Below are 25560 nucleotides of genomic sequence, written 5' to 3' on the forward strand. Positions count from 1 at the left end.
AACATGGACGAGCTTTACATCCTTGGCTGTTTGTTCCTGGTTTTTGCGCTGGTCGTGGCACCCGTGCTCGCGCTGATAGGTTTTAACCGAAGCACGGCGGCGCGGCAGGAGATCGCCCGGCTTCGCCAGCGCATTGAGGCGCTTGAGCAGCGCGGTGTCGCTGAGAAAGCGCCGGAGCCGGTGCAGGCCGCCGCGCCGGTGGAGACGCCAGCGTCGGTGGCAGAAGCCGTTACCGCACCTGTCGATCCCTGGCGTCCCGAACCGCCCGTCACTCAAGCAGAACCTGCGCGTGTACCGGCGGCAAAACGGCCTTCCGCCTTTGGCGGTATCCTGTCCTCGCTGACGCGCTGGTTTATGCAGGGCAATCCGCTGGCAAAACTGGGGATTGTACTGCTCTTCCTCGGCCTCTCTTTCCTGCTGCGCTATACCGTTGAACATTCACTGTTTCCGCTTGAACTGCGTCTTGCCGCCACGGCGCTGTTTGCCATGGTTCTGCTGGCCGTTGGATGGCGGCTGCGGCACAGGCAGCGGATCTACGCGCTGATCCTCCAGGGCGGGGCGACCGGCGTGCTTTATCTGACCGTCTTTGGCGCATTCCGGCTGTGGCAAATGCTGCCGATGACGCTGGCGTTTGCGCTGCTGGTGGTGATTTGCGCGGCGAGCGTCGGGCTGGCCGTGCTGCAAAAGGCGCTGAGCCTTGCCATGCTGGCGAGCCTCGGCGGATATCTTGCGCCGCTGCTCCTGTCTACCGGGGGCGGTAGCTTTGTGGCGCTGTTCTCCTTCTATCTCCTGTTATCCATCGGTATTCTCGTCATCAGCATCTGGCAGCACTGGCGCGAGCTCAACCTGCTCGGGCTGCTCTTCACGTTTGGCGTTGGCGGGGTATGGGGGCTGAGCGACTACCAGCCTGAAGACTATGCTATCTGTCAGCTGTTCCTGATTGCTAATACGCTTATTTTTGGCGTGTTTAGCGTGGCGCTGTCGCTGCGGGCGCAGGAAAAAGGCAAACAGATTATTGACGGCGTACTGCTGTTTGCTCCGCCGCTGATTGGTTTTGGGATGCAGTATGGCATGACGTCTCACTGGACGTACGGCCCGGCGCTCAGCGCGCTGGGCTATGGTGCGTTTTATCTCTCACTGGCGTTTCTCGCACTGCGACGCTATCCGTCTGTCGGGCGGCCACTGGTTATGGCGGCGCTGGCGATCGGCGGCGGGTTTGCCACGCTTGCCATTCCGCTGGCGCTTTCAGCGCGCTGGACGGCGATGGCCTGGGCGCTGGAAGGGCTGGGTATTCTCTGGCTGGGCGTGCAACAGCAGCAGCGGCGCATGAGCTATAGCGGGACGGCCCTGCTGGCGCTGGCGCTCGGCAGCGCGATATGGGCGCAAATGGACGGCGTCACCTCGCTGAGCCTGCTGCTTATTTTCGCAGTGCTCAGTCTTTGCTGGCTGGCTGCGGCCTGGCTGTGGCAGAAAATCGCGCAGCCGGGCAGTTGGGCATTGCTGGCCGGTGGGCTGCTGTTCTGGTTAGTGGCGCTGCTGGGCGCGTCGCAGCTGTTCCTGAAGCAGGAGTTATCGGTTCTGGCAGGCGTGATGGCGCTGACGGCGGCGTCGGCCTGGGGATGGCGGCAGGCTGCCGCTCGTCTGGCATGGCGGGAGCTGGATGCCAGCAAATGGCTGCTGTGGCCGGTGATGCTGCTGATGGTGCTGTATCAGGTCTGGCAACAGCAGATCCTGGCGGCCGGCTGGGCAAATCTGGCCTGGGCTATCGCGCTGCCTGCCGCCCTGATGCTGCTGCGGCGCGACGAAGATAAACTTCTGCCGCGCATCTCAATGGGGCTGCATCTGTCGCTGGTGTGGATGATTTTACTCGCCATAGCCGCCGAGCTTTACTGGTTTGCCCGCTCCCTGCCGTGGGGCATGGCGGCCTGGGGAAGCGGCATTGCGATGGCTGTTGGCGGTGGGGTGATTATGGCGCTCTCCGCGGCCGTACGGCGTCGCGGGTGGCCGTTCCGGGTATGGCCTGCGCTCTACGCCTGCCTTGCCGCGATCCCTGTGGTTGTGGCGCTGGTGGTATTACTGGTCGTGACCAATTTGCAGGACGGTGTGGTCTATCAACAGACCTGGCTGCCGCTGGTGAACCCGCTTGAGGAAGGGGCGGCGTTCGCGCTGCTGGGGCTGGTGGTGTTTTATCGGGCAGTGGATCGCTACTATCCGGCATCGCTTGCGCAGTCCCGTCCGTGGCCCGCCGTTGTGCTGATGGCCCTGGGTTTCTGGTGGCTTAACGGCGCACTGCTGCGCGCGCTGGCGTGGTACGGCGAGGTGGCCTGGAATATGGAGTCGTTGTGGCATTCGCGGCTTATCCAGACCACCTTTGCCCTGTTCTGGATGTTCTGCGCGCTGGTGGTCATGATCCGCGCCACCCGTCACGCCTCCCGTCAGCAGTGGCTTGGCGGTGCGGCGCTACTGGCGGTGGTCATGCTCAAACTGATGCTGGTGGACAGCGCGGGCGGTGGCGGCCTGGCGCGCGCCGTCGCGTTTATTGGCGTGGCGATCCTGGTCCTGATTGTGGGCTATTTCTCGCCGCTACCGCCTAAAGCAGGAGAAGAAAAATGAAATGGATGAACGCGGTTGTTTGTGCGGCACTGCTGGCCCTGGCCGGTCCGGCATTCAGCGAGGGCGCGCCAGCGGAATCCCCGCGGGATTATGCCTATGGCCTGTCCCTTGATACCTCTGCCTCTTCGCCGTGGTATCGGGTCATGCTGCCGCTGGCGGTTTATCAGCAGAGCACATCGCCCGATCTGCGCGACGTGCGCGTGTTTAATCAGTCGGGCGAGCCGGTACCGTTCAGCCTGGTTACCACGACGCGTCCGCAGCCGGCACCGACCACCACGGCGCTGCGCCTCTTTGCGCTTAACGCCTCGCCGGGCGGGGAAGAGGGGAGCGGCGATAAAATTATGCTACGGGCCAGAAACGGCGTGGAAATTGTGCTGGAAGGGCAACACGCGGCGGCTGCCGGACAGCACTATCTGCTGACTTTGCCGGAAAACGCGACGGAGGTTCCACTCTCTCAGCTCCAGCTTTTCTGGGACACGCCGCAGGGCTCGTGGCAGGGGACGGCATCGGTCTATTACAGCGAGGATCTGAAAAACTGGTATACCCTGCGCGAAGAGATGCCCCTGCTGGACGTGATGAGTGGACAGGATCGCCTGAAGCTCGACCGCATCGATACCGATCTGGTGTTATCTCCTGAGGCGAATCGCTATCTGCTGCTGGTGCTGAACACGGGGCGTTCTGCCCTGACGTTAACCGGCGTCAACGCGATTAACGCGCCTGCGCAGCCGGAATCAGAGCACATTAGCCTGGCGGGAGAGGGGGAGCGGTTATCCGAAAGCGAAGCCGTGTGGCGCTGGAAACATCCGCAGCCTCTGAGTGCGATCGGCTTCATGCTGAATGGCGACGGCGTTCTCCCGGCAGAAATAGCCTGGCGGGAGGCGGATAAGGATCGGTGGCATACGCTGAAAAAAGAGGTGATCTACCAGCTCGGCGGCAAAACGTCTGAACCTGTTCCGCTTCCTGGCGGGCTGGTCGAGGCGGTAAAAATTAAGACCCTCAATGCGCGACTGCCTGAGAACCTGCCTGGCGTAACCGGGCAACGCGTGCGCTACGATCTGGTGTTCAACGCGCAGGGGAAGGGGCCGTACCTGCTCGCGTGGGGGAACGGGGCTGCGAAACCGGCGAGCGTGGAGACGAATATGCTGATCCCGACCGAACTGCGTAAAACCTACGATCTGGCAGCCCTGCCGATGGTGGATACGCTGGAACCTGTCCCGCTGGGCGGCGAGTCGCGTTTAACCGCGACGTCTGCGGCTGAGCAGGAAAGCAGAATGAAAACGCTGATGGTCTGGGGCGTACTGATTGCGGGGGTGATGGTGCTTGCGGGTATGGCATGGCGCATCTGGCGCGAGGTAAAAAAAGACGGCGCAGCATAAGCCAAAAAAAACCCGCGTATTCGCGGGTTTTTTCGTAAACCGTGCCGATTACAGGCTGGATACGTTCTCAGACAGGTATTTAGCTACGCCGTCTGGGGAAGCCGCCATACCTTCTTTACCTTTTTCCCACTGAGCCGGGCACACTTCACCGTGCTCTTCGTGGAACTGGAGCGCGTCAACCATGCGCAGCATTTCGTCGATGTTACGACCCAGCGGCAGATCGTTCACAACCTGGTGACGAACGATGCCGTTCGCGTCGATCAGGAAAGAACCACGCAGTGCAACGCCAGCGTCCGGATGTTCAATACCGTAAGCCTGCTGGATTTCGCGTTTGATGTCCGCAACCATCGCGTATTTCACTGCACCGATGCCGCCGTTTTCGACAGGGGTGTTACGCCATGCGTTGTGTACAAATTCAGAGTCGAAGGAGACGCCAACCACTTCCACGCCACGCTTCTGGAATTCTTCGTAACGTTTGTCGAACGCGATCAGCTCAGACGGGCAAACGAAAGTGAAGTCCATTGGCCAGAAGAACAGAACGGTCGCTTTACCGTTGGTGTGCTGTTTGAAGTTGAAGTTTTCAACGATTTCACCATTGCCCAGAACGGCGGCAGCTGTAAAATCCGGAGCCGGACGAGTTACCAGAACCATATGATTCTCCTGTAGATACTAAGGTTATTTAGAACGCAACGCGGGCCAGTATAGAGAGTGTTCGCGAATAAGACAAAGAGGTGGCGACAATCGTTCCGCCAGCTTTTACCTATCAATCATACCGGCATCACAGTTCTTTATTTTTCGCCTGCGTCATCATTCGCGGGTAGAACTGCCAGAAGCGGGTTTCCAGCGCATCGTAATGTTCATCCAGGTCATGCCATGAGTCGCGCAGCGCGTCCAGACGCGGTCGACGGCTCGCCATGCCGTTCAGGACGTTCTGAATGAAATCCATCTCGCGGTATCGCTCCAGCCAGCGTTCAGACCAGAGATAGTTATTCAGATTCACAAAGCGCGGCGGGGAGTCCGGCAAAATGATAGACACCTGCGCGTGGGCGTAGCGCACAAACTCAGGCAGCGACATATCAGGCGACAGCCGGGACCAGTGGCGCGACAGGAAATGATCCCACATGACGTCGAGCGTGATCGGCGCCACGCGTCGCGTTTCGGGGCGGAACCAGGCTTTGGCTTCCGTCACTTCCGGCAGGTTATCGGTCAGCACGTCGATGCGGCGGTGCATAAAAATCCCGTCGACAACCTCAGGGGAATACGCTTCCGCGGGGTTGCCGCGTACAAAATCGGCCAGCAAATTGCCGGAGAGGGAGCTGTCCGCGAGATGAGCGAGATGCAGGTGAGCGAGAAAATTCATGCGTTTTCGTTGTCCGGTGGCGGCTAGTTGTTGCAGCAAAAGGGTGTGAGCACTAGACTATGCCGCCTGTTTTTAAGTCACGAGTATACGTCATGCGCGTCGCCGATTTCTCCTTTGAACTACCTGAATCCCTGATTGCTCACTACCCCATGCCTGAGCGAAGCAGCTGTCGCTTGCTGTCACTGGACGGGCCAACGGGCGCGCTGACGCACGGTACTTTCACCGATCTGCTCGACAAGCTCAACCCTGGCGATCTGCTGGTCTTTAACAATACCCGCGTGATCCCGGCGCGTCTGTTTGGCCGTAAAGCCAGCGGCGGTAAGATTGAGGTGCTGGTCGAACGTATGCTCGATGATAAACGTATTCTGGCACATATTCGCGCCTCTAAAGCGCCGAAGCCGGGCGCTGAACTGCTGCTGGGGGATGACGAGAGCATCAAAGCGACCATGACCGCGCGTCACGATGCGCTATTTGAAGTGGAATTCAACGACGAGCGCACGGTGCTCGATATCCTCAACGCCATCGGCCACATGCCGCTGCCGCCGTATATTGAGCGCCCGGACGAAGAGGCCGACCGCGAGCTGTATCAGACTGTCTACAGCCAGAAGCCTGGCGCGGTGGCGGCGCCAACGGCGGGCCTGCACTTTGATGAGCCGCTGCTGGAGAAACTGCGCGCGAAGGGCATTGAGATGGCGTTCGTGACGCTGCACGTTGGTGCAGGCACCTTCCAGCCGGTGCGCGTGGACAGCATCGAAGACCACATCATGCACTCTGAGTATGCCGAAGTGCCACAGGAGGTTGTGGATGCGGTGCTGGCGGCGAAAGCGCGCGGTAATCGCGTCGTGGCCGTCGGTACAACGTCGGTACGTTCCCTTGAGAGCGCTGCGCAGGCCGCGAAAAGCGAGCTGATTGAGCCGTTCTTTGGCGATACGCAGATCTTTATCTACCCGGGCTATCAGTACAAAGTCATTGATGCGCTGGTGACCAACTTCCATCTGCCTGAATCGACGTTGATTATGCTGGTCTCCGCGTTTGCGGGGTATCAGCATACGATGAACGCCTACAAGTCTGCGGTAGAACAAAAATATCGCTTTTTTAGCTACGGTGACGCGATGTTTATCACGTACAATCCGCAGGCTTTGAATGAGCGTGTCGGGGAATAAGTCCGCGGCACCGTGTTACAACGTTGGACTGTTTTTCTGACGTCGGAGAAAAAATGAAATTTGAACTTGATACCACCGATGGCCGCGCGCGTCGCGGTCGTCTGGTGTTTGATCGCGGCGTGGTCGAAACCCCCGCGTTTATGCCTGTGGGCACGTACGGCACCGTAAAAGGAATGACGCCGGAAGAAGTTGAAGCCACTGGCGCACAGATTATCCTCGGCAACACCTTCCACCTGTGGCTGCGTCCGGGTCAGGAGATCATGAAGCTCCACGGCGACCTGCACGATTTCATGCAGTGGAAAGGCCCGATCCTCACCGACTCCGGCGGTTTCCAGGTCTTCAGCCTGGGCGATATCCGTAAGATCACCGAGCAGGGCGTACACTTCCGTAACCCGATCAACGGCGATCCAATCTTCCTCGATCCGGAAAAATCGATGGAGATTCAGTACGATCTCGGCTCTGACATCGTGATGATCTTCGACGAATGTACGCCTTACCCGGCCGACTGGGACTACGCGAAACGCTCTATGGAGATGTCTCTGCGTTGGGCGAAGCGTAGCCGCGATCGTTTTGACGCCCTGCAGAACAAAAATGCGCTGTTCGGCATTATTCAGGGCAGCGTTTACGAAGATTTACGCGATATCTCGGTTAAAGGTCTGGTAGAGATAGGCTTTGATGGCTACGCTGTCGGCGGTTTGGCTGTGGGTGAGCCGAAGGAAGACATGCACCGCATTCTGGAGCATGTCTGCCCGCAAATCCCGGCGGATAAACCACGATACCTGATGGGTGTGGGTAAACCAGAAGATCTGGTGGAAGGCGTACGTCGCGGCATTGATATGTTCGACTGCGTTATGCCAACCCGAAATGCGCGTAACGGTCATCTGTTCGTTACCGATGGCGTGGTGAAAATCCGTAACGCGAAGCATAAGAGTGACACCAGCCCGCTCGATTCCGAGTGCGATTGCTATACCTGTCGCAATTATTCTCGCGCGTATCTGCATCATCTCGATCGTTGCAACGAGATTTTGGGGGCGCGTCTCAATACCATTCATAATCTTCGTTATTATCAGCGCTTAATGGCTGGTTTACGTAAGGCTATCGAAGAGGGTAAATTAGAGAGCTTCGTGACCGATTTCTACCAACGTCAGGGGCGGGATGTTCCACCGTTGAACGTTGATTAATTTTAATAATGAGGGAATTTGAATGAGCTTTTTTATTTCTGATGCGGTAGCAGCAACGGGTGCACCAGCGCAGGGCAGCCCGATGTCTCTGATTCTGATGCTGGTTGTGTTCGGTCTGATCTTCTACTTCATGATCCTGCGTCCACAGCAGAAGCGTACTAAAGAGCACAAAAACCTGATGAACTCCATCGCGAAGGGCGATGAAGTCCTGACCAATGGTGGCCTGGTGGGTCGCGTAACCAAAGTAGCGGAAAACGGCTACATTGCTATCGCCCTCAACGACACCACTGAAGTGGTTATCAAACGTGACTTCGTAGCTGCCGTTCTGCCGAAAGGCACCATGAAGGCGCTGTAATCCCAACTTTTCCCAAAGGGAACTGCCGTGTTAAACCGTTATCCTTTGTGGAAGTACATCATGCTGGTCGTCGTGATTATCGTCGGCCTGCTGTACGCGCTTCCCAACCTGTATGGTGAGGATCCGGCCGTTCAAATCACTGGCGCGCGCGGTGTCGCCGCCAGTGAGCAAACGCTGATCCAGGTCCAGAAAACGTTACAAGAAGAAAAAATTACCGCTAAGTCTGTGGCACTGGAAGAGGGCGCAATTCTTGCTCGCTTCGACACCACCGACACGCAGCTCCGCGCACGTGAAGCGCTGATGGGCGTGCTGGGTGATAAGTATGTCGTGGCGCTTAACCTTGCTCCTGCAACCCCACGCTGGCTGGCTGCGCTGAACGCAGAGCCAATGAAACTGGGTCTTGACCTGCGTGGCGGCGTTCACTTCCTGATGGAAGTGGATATGGATACCGCGCTCGGCAAGTTACAGGAACAGAATATCGACAGCCTGCGCAGCGATCTGCGCGATAAGGGCATTCCGTACACCACCGTACGTAAAGAAGATAACTACGGCCTGAGCATCACGTTCCGCGACAGCGCGGCACGCGATCAGGCTGTGACCTATCTGTCTCAGCGTCACCGCGATCTGGTGATCACCTCTCAGGGCAGCAACCAGCTGCGTGCGGTAATGACCGACGCGCGTCTGAGTGAAGCTCGTGAATACGCCGTTCAGCAGAACATTAACATTCTGCGTAACCGTGTAAACCAGCTGGGCGTGGCTGAGCCACTGGTACAGCGTCAGGGTGCTGACCGTATCGTGGTCGAACTGCCGGGTATCCAGGATACCGCCCGTGCGAAAGAGATTCTGGGCGCGACGGCGACCCTGGAGTTCCGTCTGGTTAACTCCAATGTCGACCAGGCTGCTGCGGCTTCAGGCCGTGTACCGGGCGATTCCGAAGTGAAACAGACCCGCGAAGGCCAGCCGGTTGTGCTGTACAAACGCGTGATCCTGACCGGTGACCATATCACCGACTCCACTTCAAGCCAGGATGAGTACAACCAGCCGCAGGTTAACATCTCGCTGGATAGCGCAGGCGGCAACATCATGTCTAACTTCACCAAGGACAACATCGGCAAGCCGATGGCGACCCTGTTCGTGGAGTACAAAGACAGCGGTAAGAAAGACGCCAATGGCCGTGCCGTGCTGGTGAAAGAGGAAGAGGTGATTAACATCGCCAACATCCAGTCTCGTCTGGGTAACAGCTTCCGTATTACCGGTATCAGCAACCCGAACGAAGCGCGTCAGCTCTCTCTGCTGCTGCGTGCCGGTGCGCTGATTGCGCCAATTCAGATTGTTGAAGAACGTACCATCGGTCCAACCCTGGGTATGCAGAACATCAAACAGGGTCTGGAAGCGTGTCTGGCCGGTCTGGCGGTGTCCATCATCTTCATGATCTTCTTCTATAAGAAGTTCGGCCTGATTGCGACCTCCGCGCTGATTGCCAACCTGGTGCTGATCATCGGTATCATGTCTCTGCTGCCGGGGGCGACGCTGACCATGCCGGGGATTGCGGGTATCGTTCTAACCCTTGCGGTGGCGGTCGACGCCAACGTACTGATAAACGAACGTATCAAAGAAGAGTTGAGTAACGGTCGTTCTGTACAGCAGGCGATCGAAGAAGGCTACAAAGGGGCGTTCAGCTCCATCTTCGATGCGAACGTAACAACACTGATTAAGGTTCTTATCCTGTATGCAGTGGGTACTGGCGCGATCAAAGGCTTTGCGATTACTACCGGTATCGGTGTCGCAACGTCGATGTTTACCGCTATTGTCGGCACCCGTGCCATCGTGAACCTGCTGTACGGCGGCAAGCGCGTCAAAAAGCTGTCTATCTGAGGAGTGCGTTGTGGCACAGGAATATACTGTTGAACAATTGAACCACGGCCGTAAAGTCTGGGACTTTATGCGCTGGGACTACTGGGCCTTCGGCATTTCAGGTTTTCTGCTGATCTTGTCCATCGTCATTATGGGCGTGAAAGGCTTTAACTGGGGTCTGGATTTCACCGGTGGTACGGTGATCGAAATTACCCTGGAAAAACCGGTCGATATGGACCAGATGCGTGAGTCTCTGCAAAAAGCGGGCTTTGAAGAGCCGCTGTTACAGAACTTCGGCAGCAGCCGCGACATCATGGTGCGTATGCCGCCGGTTCACGATGCCAACGGCAGCCAGGAGCTGGGCAGCAAGGTCGTCCAGGTTATTAACGAAACGACCAGCCAGGATGCAACGGTTAAGCGTATTGAGTTTGTCGGCCCGAGCGTTGGTGCTGACCTGGCGCAGACCGGTGCGATGGCGCTGCTGGTGGCGCTGATCTCGATCCTGATTTACGTCGGTTTCCGCTTTGAGTGGCGACTGGCGGCAGGCGTGGTTATCGCCCTGGCGCACGACGTGGTGATCACCATGGGCATACTGTCTCTGTTCCACATTGAGATTGACCTGACGATTGTGGCATCCCTGATGTCCGTTATCGGTTACTCACTGAACGACAGTATCGTGGTATCTGACCGTATTCGTGAAAACTTCCGTAAGATCCGTCGCGGCACGCCGTACGAAATCTTTAACGTGTCGTTGACCCAGACGTTGCACCGTACGTTGATCACCTCCGGCACCACCCTGATGGTGATCCTGATGCTGTTCCTGTTCGGCGGCCCGGTGCTGGAAGGCTTCTCGCTGACCATGCTGATCGGTGTGTCTATCGGTACGGCCTCGTCTATCTACGTCGCGTCCGCACTGGCGCTGAAGCTGGGCATGAAGCGTGAGCATCTGATCCAGCAGAAAGTCGAGAAAGAAGGGGCGGATCAGCCGTCCATTCTGCCGTAAGAGTCTTATGTAGTATCGAAATCCCGGCCTGTTGGCCGGGATTTTTTTTGTCTGCATCTCAAAAACACTCCTGACAGTATGCTGTCAGGAGCCCTGTCGTAGACTCCTTCTGAACCCTAACAACAGGCAGGAGGACGTATGAAAAGTGTTATTAACTGGTTTGAAATTCCGGTCGCCGATATGGATCGCGCCATCAAATTTTATGAGTCGGTGATGCAGGTCGCGCTGCGGCGCGAGAAGATGGACGTGGCTGATCTGGCGATTTTCCCGCACGAGGATCCGGCCACCGGCGGCGCGCTGGCGAAATTTGACGGCGTTACACCGTCTTCGCAGGGCGCTATTATTTACCTGCATACTGACAATCTGGCGGCCACGCTCGATCGTATTGCTTCTGCGGGCGGTGAGTGCGTGTTTGGCCCGCTGGAACTGCCGCAAGGCATTGGTACTATAGCCCTGTTTACCGACAGCGAAGGTAATCGCGTCGGCCTCCATCAACCGGTATGAGAGTAAACCGATGACCCGACGCGCTGACCGTTTGTTCCAGATTGTGCAGATCCTTCGGGGCAGGCGTCTGACAACGGCAGCGCATCTGGCGGAAAGGCTTGGCGTGTCCGAGCGCACGGTGTACCGCGATATCCGCGACCTGTCGCTTTCCGGCGTGCCGGTGGAAGGCGAGGCGGGAAGCGGATATCGGCTGATGTCGGGTTTTGATTTACCCCCGCTGATGCTGACCAACAAAGAGTCCGAGGCGCTGATGGTGGCGATTCGCCTGCTCAAAACCTGGGGCGGGGAATCGCTGTCGCGCGAGCTGGAGTCGGCCCAGGAAAAAGTGCTGGCGATCCTGCCAGAAGAGAGCCGCCGCAAAGCTGAGCAGACGCGGATTTACGCGCCGGATATTGCCCTTCAGCCACATTCCCGTAGTGGTTTCGACGTGATCCATCAGGCGATTTCCGCCCAGCGTGTGCTGGCACTGCATTATCGTGATGAGGCAGGACAGTTATCATGGCGTGAAGTGCAACCTCTGGGGCTGTTCTTCTGGGGTGAGCACTGGCTGCTGGCCGCGTGGTGTGAACGGCGCGATGACTACCGCTGCTTCCGTCTCGACCGATGCCTCAATATTGTGCAGACGAAGAGGCGGTTTAGCGAAAGTGCGGACAGGTCATTGGCAGATTTTTTGCGCAAGGTGAGGCAGTAAAAAGCCGGGGGGCGGCTACGCCTTACCCGGCCTACATTCGGATCGTAGGCCCGGTAAGCGTAGCGCCACCGGGCGGAATCCGCACTGTTTAGAAGTTGTAACCCACGACCAGGTAACCACCCCAACCGGTAGAGCGAACGCTGAAGTCGCCGTTGCCAAAGTTCAGGCTGGCGTCGTCGTTCCACTGGCCACCGTTGTGCCAGTAACGCGCAACAACAGAGTAGTGCCAGTGATCGTAGTTCAGCGCCAGGATGTGGCTGGACGCGATGGAGTCGTTAGTGCGCGCTTTTCTGCCGTTCAGGTCGCGGAAATCGTTATCGCCCAGGTCTGAACCCCAGTCAAAGTTGGTGAAGCCGATATAGCTCAGGTTGCCGCCCCACAGTTGGGTAATTGGCACGAAGTATTTCACTTTGAAACGGTAGCCGTCCCACTCGTTCTCGTTCGCGGCGCCGTAGTTCTGCCACTGGTATTTCGCGTACACGTTCATGGACAGGCTCATCGGCAGGCCAGTCTCAATGTCTGTACCCAGACCCATATACCAGGTGCTCTGGCGACCGGACTTGTTGCGACCCATGTCGTAGATGTAGTTGTTTGCGAAATACCACTCTTTGAACGGACCAAACGCCAGACTGGTACCGGTCAGTTTATCAATGGAGAAGCGGGGTTCGATCTCCATGAACAGTGGGGAACCGTGGTTCCAGATACCTTTCGCGTCGGTATTACCGCCGAAGAATACCGGTGCGTCCATGTAGCCATAGAAATCAAACCAGTCTTTTTTAGCGAATGCTTCGTACTCGAGGTAGGTATCGTTACGGATCTGCGGTCCGAAACGGGTATGGTAGCTGCCTACAACGTTAACGCTCTGATGCCACCAGTCGGAAAGGTATTGTGGTTTGTCGTTTTCCGCTGCGTTAACAGTGAAAGAGGTGGAGAGTGCCAGAACTGCACCGGCTGCGAGTAATGTTTTTTTCATAATCATGCCACTGATTGAAATTCCCTTCCGGGAGTGAAAAATGCGCGAATTGCGTTTCTAAATATTTCGTATTTCTGCGGAGCCTATTATAGGAATCCTTGCTCACAAAAATATGTGTTGTTTCACATATCTCTCACATACGTAATCGATTGCGTTCACGTTTGCGTACTTTAGACGGGCGGGATTGTAGCGGCAATCATTTATGTTGCCAATCCATACGAAATGTAAATGTTAGCGGAGTGACATTTCACTCCGCTAAAAGGGCGGGTTATTGCGCGGCGGGTTGAATGTCATGAATACGGATAAAGCCCAGCTGTTCTGGCGTCAGTCCGCTCAGCTGGAGCGGGATATCAACATCGCTCGGCGCCAGCGTGCTGGCGGGGGCGGTGAAGAGCTGATTCTTCACGTTCACTTCCTGATAGCTCTCCGTGGTGCCCTGAATCTGGCCCCACTCTACGGTGCCGCTGAACGCGGGAAGCGGATCGTTGGACTCACCCTGAATGCGTAATGTTGCGCGAGTACCATCGGCATTTGCTGCAACATTCACCACAGACATCTTTAGGGTGCCAATCTGGCTGTTCAGACGTGCGGGCGTGTTTGCACCTGGCAATAAATAAACGCCATTGCTGGATTTGGCATTGAGCGCGTTCTGCTGGGTGATCTTCACGGTTTCTTTGTTAAGGTTGTCCATCGCCACGTTAAGCGTATTCACGCTTTGTTTCATCTCGCGGACTTCGCTTTGCTGTGCGCAGGCGCTGAGCGTGAACAGGCTCCCCACCAGCACTATTTTCAGGTAACTTCTTGTCATTGCGTTTAATTCCTAGAAATCACAGATTACTGCAATGGTAGACAGGATAGTGCCGTCAGGCATAGATCCTTTGTCTCAAAAAGCTCTTCCTTTGTTGTCGGGCCAGTTCAGGGTAAAATAGAAATCAGTTAACCAGATAACAGGGACATCGTATGCATTGCCCATTTTGCTCCGCTGTGGATACCAAAGTCATCGACTCACGTCTTGTAGGCGAAGGGTCTTCCGTGCGTCGTCGTCGGCAGTGTCTGGTGTGCAACGAGCGTTTTACCACCTTTGAGGTGGCAGAGCTGGTAATGCCGCGCGTGGTAAAAAGTAACGATGTGCGCGAACCGTTCAATGAAGAGAAACTGCGTAGCGGGATGCTCAAGGCGCTGGAAAAACGGCCCGTCAGCTCCGATGACGTCGAAATGGCGTTAAACCATATTAAATCTTATCTGCGGGGGTTAGGTGAGCGCGAAGTGCCGAGCAAAATGATCGGCAATCTGGTGATGGAACAGCTGAAGAAGCTCGATAAAGTCGCCTATATCCGCTTTGCCTCCGTTTACCGCAGCTTCGAAGACATCAAAGAGTTTGGCGAAGAGATCGCCCGCTTACAGGATTAAGCCCATGCACGATGAGATGTACATGGCGCGCGCCATGAAGCTGGCGCAGCGCGGTCGGTTTACCACTCACCCTAACCCCAATGTCGGGTGCGTCATTGTTAAAGATGGCGAGATCGTGGGGGACGGTTTTCACTACCGCGCAGGCGAGCCGCATGCTGAAGTGCATGCCCTGCGCATGGCGGGTGAGAAAGCGCGTGGCGCGACGGCCTATGTGACGCTGGAGCCATGCAGCCATCACGGACGTACGCCGCCGTGCTGTGAGGCGCTGATTGCGGCGGGCGTCTCGCGCGTTGTCGCCGCCATGCAGGATCCTAATCCGCAGGTGGCGGGCCGCGGGCTGTATCGTCTGCAACAGGAAGGCATCGACGTCAGCCACGGCCTGATGGTGCAGGATGCCGAAAACATCAACAAAGGCTTCCTGAAGCGTATGCGCACCGGCTTCCCGTTTATCCAGCTTAAGCTTGGCGCGTCACTGGATGGCCGCACGGCGATGGCGAACGGCGAGAGCCAGTGGATCACCTCGCCGCAGGCAAGGCGCGATGTGCAACGTCTGCGCGCGCAAAGCCATGCTATTCTCACCAGCAGTGAAACGGTACTGGCTGACGATCCGGCCATGACCGTGCGCTGGGAAGAGCTGAATGCGGATACGCAGGCGCTCTATCCGCAGGAGAACCTGCGTCAGCCGCTGCGCATTATTGTTGATAGCCAGAACCGCGTGACGCCGGAGCACCGCATCGTGCAGCAGCCGGGTGAAACCTGGATTGCCCGCACCAAAGAAGATACGCGCGAGTGGCCGGAAGGCGTGCGCAGCATTATGGTGCCGGAACATAACGGGCATCTCGATCTCGTGGTGCTGATGATGTTGCTCGGCAAACAGCAGGTCAACAGCATCTGGGTTGAAGCCGGTCCGACGCTCGCCGGCGCACTGCTTCAGGCGGGGCTGGTGGATGAGCTTCTCGTCTACGTTGCGCCTAAACTGTTAGGTAATGACGCGCGCGGCCTGTTTGTGCTGCCCGGCCTTGAAAAACTGGCCGATGCGCCGCAACTCTCATTCAGCGAGATTCGTCCGGTAGGCCCGGATGTCTGCCTCCATTTAACGACAGCGTAATTGCTCCTGAAATAGGGAAGCAGTGCGCAAAGTATTATGATAAAATCCGCCCCCCTGCGGGGCCAAATGAACCCGTAAAGGAAGAGTATGAACATTATTGAAGCTGCTGTAGCTACCCCGGACGCTCGCGTCGCCATCACCATTGCGCGTTTCAACAACTTCATCAACGATAGCCTGCTGGAAGGTGCGGTTGACGCCCTGAAACGTATCGGCCAGGTTAAAGATGACAACATTACCGTCGTTTGGGTACCAGGTGCTTACGAACTGCCACTGGCAGCGGGCGCGCTGGCGAAAACCGGTAAATACGACGCGGTGATTGCGCTGGGTACTGTTATTCGTGGCGGCACTGCGCACTTCGAATACGTTGCGGGCGGTGCAAGCAATGGTCTGGCGCACGTTGCACAGGATGCTGAAATCCCTGTCGCGTTCGGCGTGCTGACCACCGAAAGTATTGAACAAGCCATCGAACGTGCTGGCACTAAAGCCGGTAACAAAGGTGCAGAAGCTGCACTGACCGCGCTTGAAATGATCAATGTATTGAAAGCCATCAAGGCCTGATTTTTTTGTAAGGGGAATTCCGTGAAACCTGCTGCTCGTCGCCGCGCCCGTGAATGTGCCGTCCAGGCACTTTACTCCTGGCAGTTGTCCCAGAACGACATCGCTGATGTTGAATACCAGTTCCTGTCAGAACAGGACGTGAAAGACGTTGACGTTCTGTACTTCCGTGAACTGCTGTCGGGAGTGGCGACTAATAGCGCGTATCTCGATGGTCTGATGAAGCCATACCTGTCCCGTCTGCTCGAAGAGCTGGGCCAGGTCGAAAAAGCAGTGTTGCGTATCGCGCTGTTTGAGCTGTCTAAACGTGATGATGTGCCGTACAAAGTGGCTATCAACGAAGCGATCGAACTGGCGAAAACCTTCGGCGCTGAAGACAGCCACAAGTTTGTTAACGGCGTGCTGGATAAAGCCGCACCTGCGATCCGTCCCCACAAAAAGTGATCCGCAAACCGGAGTCTTGCATTGCCTTTTTGGCAGTGCGGCTCCGGTTTTTTATTTAATTTGCTGAGGCATAACGTATGGCATGCGGCGAATTCTCCCTGATTGCCCGTTATTTCGACCGTGTCAGAACCTCTCGTCTTGATGTTGAAACCGGCATTGGCGATGACTGCGCACTTCTCAATATTCCCGAAAAACAGACGCTGGCAATCAGCACCGACACCTTAGTGTGTGGGCGTCATTTCCTGCCGGATATCGATCCTGCCGATCTGGCGTATAAAGCGCTGGCGGTGAACGTTAGCGATCTGGCGGCAATGGGCGCCGACCCGGCCTGGCTGACGCTGGCTCTGACCCTGCCGGAGGTGGATGAAGCCTGGCTTGAAGCCTTCAGCGATGCCCTGTTTGAACAGCTTAATTATTACGATATGCAGCTGATTGGCGGTGATACCACCGCCGGTCCGCTGTCCATGACCCTGGCAATCCACGGCTATGTGCCTGCCGGGCGCGCGCTGAAGCGCTCGGGTGCAAAACCAGGCGACTGGATCTACGTGACCGGTACGCCGGGCGACAGCGCGGCAGGGCTGGCGATCCTTCAGAACCGTTTAATGGTTGAAGATGCTGACGATGCGGCGTATCTGGTGAAGCGCCATCTGCGGCCAACGCCGCGTATTCTGCACGGTCAGGCGCTGCGCGAGCGGGCCAGTTCGGCTATCGATTTGTCTGACGGGCTGATCTCCGATCTCGGCCATATCCTGAAGGCCAGCGGCGTGGGCGCACGCGTTGACCTGGATCTGTTCCCGCTGTCGGAGCAACTGCTTCGCCATGTCGAACCTGAACAGGCGCTGCGCTGGGCGTTATCCGGTGGAGAAGATTATGAGCTGTGCTTCACCGTGCCTGAGCTGAATCGCGGGACGCTTGATGTGGCGCTAGCGCATCTGGGGGCGAAATTTACCTGCATCGGGCAGGTGATGCCGGAAAGTGAAGGGCTGAAGTTTGTGCAGAATGGCGCACTGCGAGAACTTGACGTGAAAGGGTTTGATCACTTTGCCTGACTCAGGATGCAGATTGCATCCTGGATTCTCGCGGATTATTTGAATAACGAATGTTCCGGGCATGCTCGCTCATTAACTTCCACCTTCTCTCTATCGGATTCAGGTTAGGGTTGTAAGGTGAAAGATAATGAAAGTTCTTTTTTATAAAACGGATCGCAAAATTTAATTAGGTTAATAGATTTATCAGTGCAATATTATTCATTGCGTGAATGTCATTTATATAATTTTGGCAATTACTTTATTTATAATGTTTTTATCTTGCCGTCTGGCGTATGATGACCCTGAAATGAGGATGTAAATTATAGGATTGTTAGTACGTGTACTATTAAGGGATGAATATGTACGAAATGAATTTTCCTTGCGAAATACTTTTTCAGACAAAACACAGAATTAATGATGCAAGTACAGATGATATGCGGTATAGCGATCTGTCTGCTGTAGAATTACAATCATTAGGGCTAAACGACGTTTCTTCTATGGTCAACCCCTATAATATGATCTTCAAAGATAACGCTGATAAATACTTCAAATTTCCATCTATTGCTGGGTATTCCCTTAAAGACGATCGGCCCGTTACCCCTGATGAATGCGCCAGTATTCTTTTTGATGAAATGAGAGAATTGTCAGGGGCGTTTGCGTTCGGGCAATATAAAAACTTAACTGGAGAGATGATTAACCATTTTCAGCATGGAGATGGCAGACCTTATGGTCATAGTGCGTTACTCAACAGGTCATACTCTGATCTTCTCAGGGCAAAGCAATATGGAGATACTACGCTTGGTGTTATCAGGGATATAATTAATAAATATGTCAGTGACAGGCGAAAACAAGTTGGTAGTCAGGATTTTATTTGGGATGTACAAACAGAAATATCGAGGACGATATTGCCTAAGTTTAATGATTTCGAAGACAGATTTAACGGAATGGGGATCACCGTCCATGATATCTATTTCCAGCGGATTGTTATGCTTAATTTTAGACGATACCAGATAGGATGGGAAGCGGATATATTATTTGAAGCTCAGGACCATTTTGGACTGGGGCGAGAAGATATCATGAAAAAACCATACCAAAACTTCAGGTTTTTTCGGATATGGTTTGTTCTTCAGCGTTATAACCGCTTTTCATTTAAACCTTTTGTGACGAACTTTAATGCTTCTATAAAATTAACGGGGTAATAATGCTATGAAGAAATTCAGGTTTCTTTATATAGCAACTGTTTTTGTTGTGATTGTTTGCAGTCATTGGGGTGATATTTATCCGGTGAAAATCATTGATGTCCATCGCAGTACTGATCGCTTTGGCTATGATGATATTATCGTTGACCATTTTCCGTTAACGGATCGGGGAAGAATCAACTGGTGGCTATCTCAGCGGGATATGCTTAAGAAAAAATATAACATCCCCTCCGGGCAGGAGTTTGTTTTGACGGTCTGGGATATGGGGGGCGGGTATCTGCGGGACTCACCACGAGAGGATTATTTTTGTTTTCCTGATATGACATCAGAGAAGAACTGTATTGAGAAAAATAAACTTCTTAAGGTTGATGCCAGGTTTTCTGATAAAAACAAAGTTAATTTCATTATTGGTGATAATAAGTATGTTATGGATAAAAAAGATGGTTCAATGACGAAAGCGCGGTACTGAAAACCGCAATTGGGAATTATCAAATTATCGGAGCGATAATGCTATGAAAAAATCCTGGTTTCTTTATACGGCGATTGCTTTGGCTGTGATTGTTCTTAGTTCCTGGGATTATATCTATCCTGTGAGAATTATTGATATCCATCGCAGCACGAATAGACTTGGCTATGATTATATTATCGTTGACCATTTCCCGTTAACTGACCGGGGGAGAATCAACTGGTGGCTATCTCAGCGGGATATGCTTAAGAAAAAATACAACATACCCTCCGGGCAGAGATTTGTTTTGACGGTCTGGGATGTGGGGGACGGGTATCTGCGGGATTCGCCGCACGAGGATTATTTTTGTTTTTCTGAAATGACTTCAGAGAAAAATTGTATTGAGAAAATTGAACTACTTGAGGTTACTTTCAGATTTCCTGAAAGCAATAAAATCAAGTTTTATGTTGATGGTAATCTGTACATTATGAATAAAAAAGATGGCTCAATGACCAAAGAGCGGTATTGAAAGCTACTGCCTATAATGGCGTCAGAGAGTGTAGGCCGGGTAAGCGCAGCGCCACCCGGCTTGTGTTTACTTAAACCCCACCACCGGATGCTGCTGATACGGCGTTTCCAGCTCAGCAATCTGCTCCGACGTTAGCGTTAAATCCACCGCACTCAGCAGCTCATCCAGCTGTTCCTCGCGCGACGTGCCAATGATCGGTGCCGCAACGCCGCGCTTGCTCAGCAGCCACGCCAGCGCCACCTGCGCGCGCGTTGCGCCCGTATCGTCGGCAATGCCTGCAAGACGTTCGGCAATCAGCGCATCGCTGCCCTCTGTGCCTTCATACAGCGTTTTGCCAAACTCGTCAGATACCGAGCGGGCGGTAGTTTCCCCCCACGGACGGGTTAACCTTCCGCGCGCCAGCGGACTCCACGGGATCACCGCCACGCCTTCCTGGTAGCAGAGCGGCAGCATCTCGCGTTCTTCTTCCCGGTAGATCAGGTTGTAGTGATCCTGCATGGTGACAAAGCGCGCCCAGCCGTGCTGCGCCTGGAGATCGAGCGCCTGGGCAAACTGTGAGGCATGCATGGATGATGCGCCGATGTAGCGCGCTTTACCGGCTTTCACAACGTCGTTCAACGCTTCAAGCGTCTCCTCGATCGGCGTGTTGTAATCCCAGCGGTGAATTTGCAGCAGGTCGACGTAATCCATGTTCAGGCGTCTGAGGCTGTCATCAATGGAACGCAGGATCTGCGCGCGAGAAAGGCCTTCCGCCAGATCGCCTGACGGGTAGTACACCTTAGTGGCGACCACAACGTCATCCCGACGGGTAAAATCTCGCAGGGCGCGGCCGACAATCTCTTCGCTGCTGCCGTCTGAGTAGCTGTTGGCGGTATCGAAGAAGTTGATGCCGCCGTCAATGGCGCGCTTGATGATAGGGCGGCTGCTCTCTTCCGGCAGCGTCCAGGCATGATTTCCCCGGTCAGGCTCGCCAAACGTCATGCATCCCAGGCAAAGCCGGGACACCTTAAGGTCCGTTTTTCCTAATGTCGTGTATTGCATGGTTCCGCTCCTGCTGTTTAAACAATACGTTTAAGCATAGCAGGAGCAGAAAAGGGGAGGGATCAGGCCAGCCAGGTGCGGATTTTAGCTTCGATACCGGCGGCGTCCAGACCAATGTCGGCGCGCGCCTCATCCTGGGTGCCTTGCGGGATGAAGTGGTCAGGGAGGCCGAGATTAAGCACCGGAACGGCTTTACGGTTCGCCATCAGCACTTCGTTCACGCCGCTACCCGCGCCACCCATGATGGCGTTCTCTTCCAGCGTGACCAGCACGTCATGGCTTTCCGCCATGCTCAGAATCAGAGATTCATCGAGCGGCTTCACGAAGCGCATATCGACCAGCGTCGCATTCAGGTTTTCAGCGACTTTTGCCGCTTCCGGCATCAACGTACCAAAGTTCAGGATCGCCACTTTTTCACCGCGGCGTTTCACCAGACCTTTACCGATGTCCAGTTTTTCCAGCGGCTGTAATTCAACGCCAAGGGCATTACCGCGCGGATAACGTACCGCGCAGGGGCCGTCCTGATAGTGGTAACCGGTATACAGCATCTGACGACACTCGTTTTCGTCGCTTGGCGTCATGATCACCATGTCAGGGATGCAGCGCAGGAAGGAGAGATCAAACGCGCCCTGGTGCGTCTGGCCGTCAGCCCCCACAATGCCCGCGCGATCGATAGCAAACAGCACCGGCAGCTTCTGGATGGCAACGTCATGGATAACCTGATCGTAGGCGCGTTGCAGGAAGGTAGAGTAGATCGCTACCACCGGCTTGTAGCCGCCAATCGCCAGGCCCGCAGCAAAGGTTACCGCGTGCTGCTCGGCAATGGCGACGTCGAAATACTGGTCCGGGTATTTTTTGGAAAATTCCACCATGCCGGAGCCTTCACGCATGGCAGGCGTCACCGCCATCAGCATGTTGTCTTTCGCCGCCGTTTCGCACAGCCAGTCGCCAAATATTTTTGAGTAGCTTGGCATCCCGCCGCTGCTTTTCGGCAGACAACCGCTGGTATGGTCGAACTTAGGCACCGCGTGGAAGGTGATCGGATCTTTTTCCGCCGGTTCGTAACCACGCCCTTTTTTGGTCATGATATGGAGGAACTGCGGGCCTTTCAGGTCGCGCATGTTTTTAAGCGTCGTCACCAGGCCCAGCACATCGTGGCCGTCCACCGGGCCAATATAGTTAAAGCCCAGCTCTTCGAACAGCGTACCCGGCACGACCATGCCTTTGATGTGTTCTTCGGTACGCTTAAGCAGCTCTTTAATCGGCGGTACGCCGGAGAAGACTTTTTTACCACCTTCACGCAGTGAGGAGTAAAGCTTGCCGGACAGCAGCTGCGCCAGATGGTTATTCAGCGCGCCGACGTTCTCGGAGATCGACATTTCGTTATCGTTGAGGATCACCAGCATGTCCGGTTTGATATCGCCCGCGTGGTTCATGGCCTCAAAGGCCATCCCGGCGGTGATCGCCCCGTCGCCAATCACGCAGACGGTGCGGCGTTGTTTATTCTCTTTTTCGGCAGCAACGGCAATACCAATGCCCGCAGAAATGGAGGTGGAAGAGTGGCCGACGCTTAACACATCATATTCACTCTCGCCGCGCCACGGGAACGGGTGCAGGCCCCCTTTCTGGCGAATGGTGCCAATTTTATCGCGACGTCCGGTCAGAATTTTGTGCGGATAGGCCTGGTGGCCTACATCCCAGATCAGCTGATCGAACGGCGTGTTATAGACGTAATGCAACGCCACGGTCAGCTCAACCGTGCCAAGTCCGGAGGCGAAGTGGCCGCTGGAGCGGCTAACGCTGTCGAGCAGGTAGCGACGCAGCTCGTCACACAGCTTCGGCAGACTCTCTTTCGGCAACAGACGTAACTCCTGAGTGGAGTCAACTAACGCCAGTGTCGGGTATTTGGCAATATCAAAACTCATCAAAGGCTCATCGAGATTTATAGTTTATTTATCACGCTGGATTATGTAGTCCGCTAGCGCTTCCAGTGCCGAGGTATCCAGCGATTGCGCGGCCAGCTCATTCAGCGACCGGCGGGCATCGTCTATCAGATCCCGGGCTTTACGTTGGGCATGCTCAAGGCCCAACAGGGCGGGGTAGGTACTTTTGCCAAGCTGCTGATCCGCACCCTGACGTTTTCCCAATGTTGCAGTATCGCCCACCACATCCAGAATGTCATCCTGAACCTGGAATGCCAGACCGATACTTTCTGCGTATCTGTCCAGAATCGACAGGGCTTTACGCCCGCGTTCACCCGCGCTCAACGCGCCCAGGCGAACGGCTGCACGAATCAGTGCGCCCGTTTTGTGACGGTGGATGCGCTCCAGCTGTTCCAGGGTAACCTGACGACCTTCAGCCTCTAAATCCAGCGCCTGGCCGCCGCACATCCCGGCGACGCCGCTGGCCATTGCCAGTTCGGACACCATTGCCAGACGATCGCGATCGCTCACCTCAACCATCGGCGCATCGCTCAGAATGGAGAAGGCCAGGGTTTGCAGCGCATCCCCCGCCAGAATGGCATTCGCTTCGCCAAATTTTATATGGCAGGTTGGCTGACCGCGACGCAAATCGTCATCGTCCATGGCCGGCAAATCATCGTGGATCAGCGAATAGGCGTGGATACACTCCACGGCGGCTGCCGGGGCGTCCAGCGTGTTATCGCTGATACCGAACATATTGCCCGTGGCATACACCAGGAACGGACGCAGGCGTTTACCCCCCAAGAGTGCGCCATAGTGCATGGCTTCAACCAGTGGAGTGTTCTGAAAAGGCTGCGGCGCAATGAATCGGCGCAGCGCATCGTTGGCGCGGATGACGCGCGCCTGAAGCGCGTTGGAAAAATCCATTTACTCGGCGTCCGGTGTGAATGGCGTGGTTTTAGCGTCTTCGCTGTCGGAAAGCAGGATCTGCACACGCTGCTCGGCCTGCTGGAGTTTTACCTGCCCCTGGCGCGCGAGCTGCACGCCGCGTTCAAATTCGTTGAGCGCGTCTTCCAGCGGGAGATCGCCGCTCTCAAGACGGGTAACGATCTGCTCCAGTTCACTCAGCGCAGTTTCGAAACTGGCCGGTGCGTCGTTTTTCTTCGGCATAGTGAATTGACTCTTAAATTTTTCGCCCTGACATGGTAACGGACTCGGGGCAATTATCAAATAACGCGAGTGGCGCGATGGTGGTATACTTGCGCGCCTGGATGCAGCCACGGGTGTGGGCTGCTGTATCATTTTCCACTACAAGCCTTTATAAGCTTGCCTAAGAAACATTGCCGCCATGAAGTTTATCATTAAATTGTTCCCTGAAATCACCATCAAAAGCCAATCCGTGCGTTTGCGCTTTATTAAAATTCTCACCGGGAACATTCGTAACGTATTAAAACACTACGACGAAACGCTCGCCGTGGTGCGTCACTGGGACCACGTAGAAGTCCGCGCGAAAGACGAAAACAAACGTCTTGATATTCGCGACGCGCTGACCCGTATCCCGGGTATTCACCATATTCTGGAAGTGGAAGACGTTCCCTTCACCGATATGCACGATATCTTCGAAAAGGCGTTGGTGCAGTACCGCGACCAGATCGAAGGGAAAACGTTCTGCGTGCGCGTGAAGCGCCGGGGTAAGCATGAGTTTAGCTCTATTGAGGTTGAGCGCTACGTCGGCGGTGGTCTGAACCAGCACGTTGAAACGGCGCGCGTGCGCCTGACTAACCCGGACGTCACCGTTAACCTTGAGATCGAAAACGATCGCCTGCTGCTGGTCAAGGGCCGTTACGAAGGTATTGGCGGTTTCCCTATCGGCACTCAGGAAGATGTGCTGTCGCTGATCTCCGGCGGGTTCGACTCCGGCGTGTCCAGCTATATGCTGATGCGTCGCGGCTGCCGCGTGCATTACTGCTTCTTCAACCTGGGCGGCGCGGCGCATGAAATCGGCGTACGTCAGGTGGCGCATTACCTGTGGAACCGCTTCGGCAGCTCTCACCGCGTGCGTTTTGTGGCGATCAACTTTGAGCCGGTGGTCGGCGAAATCCTCGAAAAAGTGGACGACGGCCAGATGGGCGTGGTGCTGAAACGTATGATGGTGCGTGCGGCGTCCAAAGTGGCTGAGCGCTACGGCGTGCAGGCGCTGGTCACCGGTGAAGCGCTGGGGCAGGTCTCCAGCCAGACGCTGACCAACCTGCGTCTTATCGATAACGTGTCTGATACGCTGATCCTGCGTCCGCTGATCTCTCACGATAAAGAGCACATCATCGATCTGGCGCGTAAAATCGGTACTGAAGATTTTGCCCGCACCATGCCGGAATATTGCGGTGTGATCTCAAAAAGTCCAACCATCAAAGCGGTAAAGGCGAAGATCGAAGCGGAAGAAGAGAACTTCGATTTCAGCATCCTGGAAAAAGTGGTGGCGGAAGCGTCCAACATCGATATCCGTGAGATCGCTCAGCAGACCGAGCAGGAAGTGGTTGAGGTAGAGACGGTCAGCGGCTTCGGTGCTAACGATACGATTCTGGATATCCGTTCTGTTGATGAGCAGGATGACAAGCCGTTGCAGGTGGAAGGCGTCGAGGTGGTTTCGCTGCCGTTCTACAAGCTGAGCACCCAGTTTGGCGATCTCGACCAGAGCAAAACGTATCTGCTGTGGTGCGAACGTGGGGTCATGAGCCGTTTGCAGGCGTTGTATCTGCGTGAGCAGGGCTTCGCGAACGTGAAGGTGTATCGCCCGTAGTTTCTCGCC

The 25560-nt window shown here is 55.3% G+C and carries 26 protein-coding genes and 1 pseudogene; 18 read left to right on the top strand and 9 right to left on the bottom strand.

Going from position 1 to position 25560, the window contains the following annotated elements; translation table 11 throughout:
* The first annotated feature begins 3 nt into the window (after nucleotides 1-3).
* A complete protein-coding gene (locus RS584_RS04775) occupies nucleotides 4-2613 on the top strand; it encodes a DUF2339 domain-containing protein (RefSeq protein ID WP_315749027.1) in 2610 nt (869 codons plus the stop codon).
* Complete coding sequence (locus RS584_RS04780; protein WP_315749028.1) at nucleotides 2610-3989, top strand: DUF3999 domain-containing protein; 1380 nt, start codon at nucleotides 2610-2612, stop codon at nucleotides 3987-3989. Before RS584_RS04775 ends, RS584_RS04780 begins: the two co-directional genes overlap by 4 nt.
* A 48-nt stretch (nucleotides 3990-4037) precedes the next feature.
* Here the strand turns inward: RS584_RS04780 and RS584_RS04785 are convergent, their stop codons facing one another.
* Complete coding sequence (locus tag RS584_RS04785) at nucleotides 4038-4640, bottom strand: peroxiredoxin C (RefSeq protein WP_003859113.1); 603 nt, start codon at nucleotides 4638-4640, stop codon at nucleotides 4038-4040.
* 127 nt (nucleotides 4641-4767) lie between these two features.
* Complete coding sequence (gene acpH, locus RS584_RS04790; protein WP_015571305.1) at nucleotides 4768-5349, bottom strand: ACP phosphodiesterase; 582 nt, start codon at nucleotides 5347-5349, stop codon at nucleotides 4768-4770.
* 92 nt (nucleotides 5350-5441) lie between these two features.
* On the opposite strand from acpH, the gene queA reads away from it, so the two are divergent.
* The 7 genes from queA to RS584_RS04825 all read left to right on the top strand — a co-directional run bounded on the left by queA (nucleotide 5442) and on the right by RS584_RS04825 (nucleotide 12100).
* Nucleotides 5442-6512 carry a tRNA preQ1(34) S-adenosylmethionine ribosyltransferase-isomerase QueA gene (gene queA, locus RS584_RS04795; RefSeq protein WP_015571304.1) on the top strand — a complete coding sequence of 357 codons (1071 nt, stop codon included), beginning with the start codon at nucleotides 5442-5444 and terminating at the stop codon, nucleotides 6510-6512.
* Between the two features lie 53 nt (nucleotides 6513-6565).
* The gene (tgt, locus tag RS584_RS04800; RefSeq protein ID WP_015571303.1) at nucleotides 6566-7693 is read left to right on the top strand and encodes a tRNA guanosine(34) transglycosylase Tgt; all 1128 of its coding nucleotides are present in this window, start codon (nucleotides 6566-6568) and stop codon (nucleotides 7691-7693) included.
* A gap of 22 nt (nucleotides 7694-7715) precedes the next feature.
* On the top strand, nucleotides 7716-8048 hold the full coding sequence (yajC, locus tag RS584_RS04805) for a preprotein translocase subunit YajC (RefSeq protein ID WP_003859109.1): 333 nt from the start codon (nucleotides 7716-7718) through the stop codon (nucleotides 8046-8048).
* 27 nt (nucleotides 8049-8075) lie between these two features.
* Nucleotides 8076-9923, top strand: a complete 1848-nt coding sequence (gene secD / locus RS584_RS04810) for a protein translocase subunit SecD (RefSeq protein WP_017383164.1) — start codon at nucleotides 8076-8078, stop codon at nucleotides 9921-9923.
* A gap of 10 nt (nucleotides 9924-9933) precedes the next feature.
* Nucleotides 9934-10905 carry a protein translocase subunit SecF gene (secF, locus tag RS584_RS04815; protein WP_003859105.1) on the top strand — a complete coding sequence of 324 codons (972 nt, stop codon included), beginning with the start codon at nucleotides 9934-9936 and terminating at the stop codon, nucleotides 10903-10905.
* 138 nt (nucleotides 10906-11043) lie between these two features.
* Complete coding sequence (locus RS584_RS04820) at nucleotides 11044-11409, top strand: VOC family protein (protein WP_017383165.1); 366 nt, start codon at nucleotides 11044-11046, stop codon at nucleotides 11407-11409.
* 10 nt (nucleotides 11410-11419) lie between these two features.
* Nucleotides 11420-12100 carry a helix-turn-helix transcriptional regulator gene (locus RS584_RS04825; protein ID WP_193041817.1) on the top strand — a complete coding sequence of 227 codons (681 nt, stop codon included), beginning with the start codon at nucleotides 11420-11422 and terminating at the stop codon, nucleotides 12098-12100.
* 88 nt (nucleotides 12101-12188) lie between these two features.
* Here RS584_RS04825 and RS584_RS04830 read toward each other — a convergent pair whose 3' ends face one another.
* Both RS584_RS04830 and RS584_RS04835 read right to left on the bottom strand, forming a co-directional pair.
* A complete protein-coding gene (locus RS584_RS04830) occupies nucleotides 12189-13073 on the bottom strand; it encodes a nucleoside-specific channel-forming protein Tsx (RefSeq protein WP_026080602.1) in 885 nt (294 codons plus the stop codon).
* A 268-nt stretch (nucleotides 13074-13341) separates the two neighbouring features.
* The gene (locus RS584_RS04835; protein ID WP_315749029.1) at nucleotides 13342-13881 is read right to left on the bottom strand and encodes a DUF3251 domain-containing protein; all 540 of its coding nucleotides are present in this window, start codon (nucleotides 13879-13881) and stop codon (nucleotides 13342-13344) included.
* A gap of 152 nt (nucleotides 13882-14033) precedes the next feature.
* Between RS584_RS04835 and nrdR the strand changes: the two genes are divergently transcribed.
* The 5 genes from nrdR to thiL all read left to right on the top strand — a co-directional run bounded on the left by nrdR (nucleotide 14034) and on the right by thiL (nucleotide 17639).
* Nucleotides 14034-14483: a transcriptional regulator NrdR gene (nrdR, locus tag RS584_RS04840; protein WP_003859099.1), complete on the top strand. Its 450-nt coding sequence runs from the start codon at nucleotides 14034-14036 to the stop codon at nucleotides 14481-14483.
* Between the two features lie 4 nt (nucleotides 14484-14487).
* Nucleotides 14488-15591, top strand: coding sequence for a bifunctional diaminohydroxyphosphoribosylaminopyrimidine deaminase/5-amino-6-(5-phosphoribosylamino)uracil reductase RibD (gene ribD, locus RS584_RS04845; protein ID WP_315749030.1), 1104 nt, complete (start codon nucleotides 14488-14490; stop codon nucleotides 15589-15591).
* A gap of 87 nt (nucleotides 15592-15678) precedes the next feature.
* Nucleotides 15679-16149: a 6,7-dimethyl-8-ribityllumazine synthase gene (gene ribE / locus RS584_RS04850; RefSeq protein WP_003859098.1), complete on the top strand. Its 471-nt coding sequence runs from the start codon at nucleotides 15679-15681 to the stop codon at nucleotides 16147-16149.
* A 21-nt stretch (nucleotides 16150-16170) separates the two neighbouring features.
* On the top strand, nucleotides 16171-16590 hold the full coding sequence (gene nusB, locus RS584_RS04855) for a transcription antitermination factor NusB (RefSeq protein WP_006809908.1): 420 nt from the start codon (nucleotides 16171-16173) through the stop codon (nucleotides 16588-16590).
* Nucleotides 16591-16667: 77 nt separating this feature from the next.
* Nucleotides 16668-17639 carry a thiamine-phosphate kinase gene (gene thiL, locus RS584_RS04860; RefSeq protein ID WP_315749031.1) on the top strand — a complete coding sequence of 324 codons (972 nt, stop codon included), beginning with the start codon at nucleotides 16668-16670 and terminating at the stop codon, nucleotides 17637-17639.
* 19 nt (nucleotides 17640-17658) lie between these two features.
* Here the strand turns inward: thiL and RS584_RS04865 are convergent.
* Nucleotides 17659-17769: pseudogene (locus tag RS584_RS04865) on the bottom strand (IS630 family transposase); the annotation flags it as partial.
* Between the two features lie 208 nt (nucleotides 17770-17977).
* Between RS584_RS04865 and RS584_RS04870 the strand changes: the two are divergent.
* The 3 genes from RS584_RS04870 to RS584_RS04880 are packed head-to-tail and all read left to right on the top strand — an operon-like array spanning nucleotide 17978 to nucleotide 19791.
* Entirely contained in the window at nucleotides 17978-18817 is an 840-nt protein-coding gene (locus RS584_RS04870) for a DUF3289 family protein (RefSeq protein WP_315749032.1), read from the top strand.
* A 7-nt stretch (nucleotides 18818-18824) separates the two neighbouring features.
* Nucleotides 18825-19286: a DUF943 family protein gene (locus RS584_RS04875; protein WP_315749033.1), complete on the top strand. Its 462-nt coding sequence runs from the start codon at nucleotides 18825-18827 to the stop codon at nucleotides 19284-19286.
* 43 nt (nucleotides 19287-19329) lie between these two features.
* Nucleotides 19330-19791, top strand: coding sequence for a DUF943 family protein (locus RS584_RS04880; RefSeq protein WP_315749034.1), 462 nt, complete (start codon nucleotides 19330-19332; stop codon nucleotides 19789-19791).
* Nucleotides 19792-19857: 66 nt separating this feature from the next.
* Here RS584_RS04880 and RS584_RS04885 read toward each other — a convergent pair whose 3' ends face one another.
* The 4 genes from RS584_RS04885 to xseB form a co-directional block, all read right to left on the bottom strand.
* Nucleotides 19858-20832, bottom strand: coding sequence for an aldo/keto reductase (locus RS584_RS04885; RefSeq protein WP_315749035.1), 975 nt, complete (start codon nucleotides 20830-20832; stop codon nucleotides 19858-19860).
* Nucleotides 20833-20894: 62 nt separating this feature from the next.
* Complete coding sequence (gene dxs / locus RS584_RS04890) at nucleotides 20895-22757, bottom strand: 1-deoxy-D-xylulose-5-phosphate synthase (protein WP_015571294.1); 1863 nt, start codon at nucleotides 22755-22757, stop codon at nucleotides 20895-20897.
* Nucleotides 22758-22781: 24 nt separating this feature from the next.
* A complete protein-coding gene (gene ispA, locus RS584_RS04895) occupies nucleotides 22782-23681 on the bottom strand; it encodes a (2E,6E)-farnesyl diphosphate synthase (RefSeq protein ID WP_315749036.1) in 900 nt (299 codons plus the stop codon).
* On the bottom strand, nucleotides 23682-23924 hold the full coding sequence (gene xseB / locus RS584_RS04900) for an exodeoxyribonuclease VII small subunit (protein WP_003859094.1): 243 nt from the start codon (nucleotides 23922-23924) through the stop codon (nucleotides 23682-23684).
* Between the two features lie 178 nt (nucleotides 23925-24102).
* Between xseB and thiI the strand changes: the two genes are divergently transcribed.
* A complete protein-coding gene (gene thiI / locus RS584_RS04905; protein ID WP_006809903.1) occupies nucleotides 24103-25551 on the top strand; it encodes a tRNA uracil 4-sulfurtransferase ThiI in 1449 nt (482 codons plus the stop codon).
* The last annotated feature ends 9 nt before the right edge of the window (nucleotides 25552-25560 follow it).

The organism is Enterobacter sp. DTU_2021_1002640_1_SI_PRY_ASU_LCPMC_013 (assembly GCF_032389435.1).
In the GTDB taxonomy this organism is placed as follows: domain Bacteria; phylum Pseudomonadota; class Gammaproteobacteria; order Enterobacterales; family Enterobacteriaceae; genus Enterobacter; species Enterobacter hormaechei_C.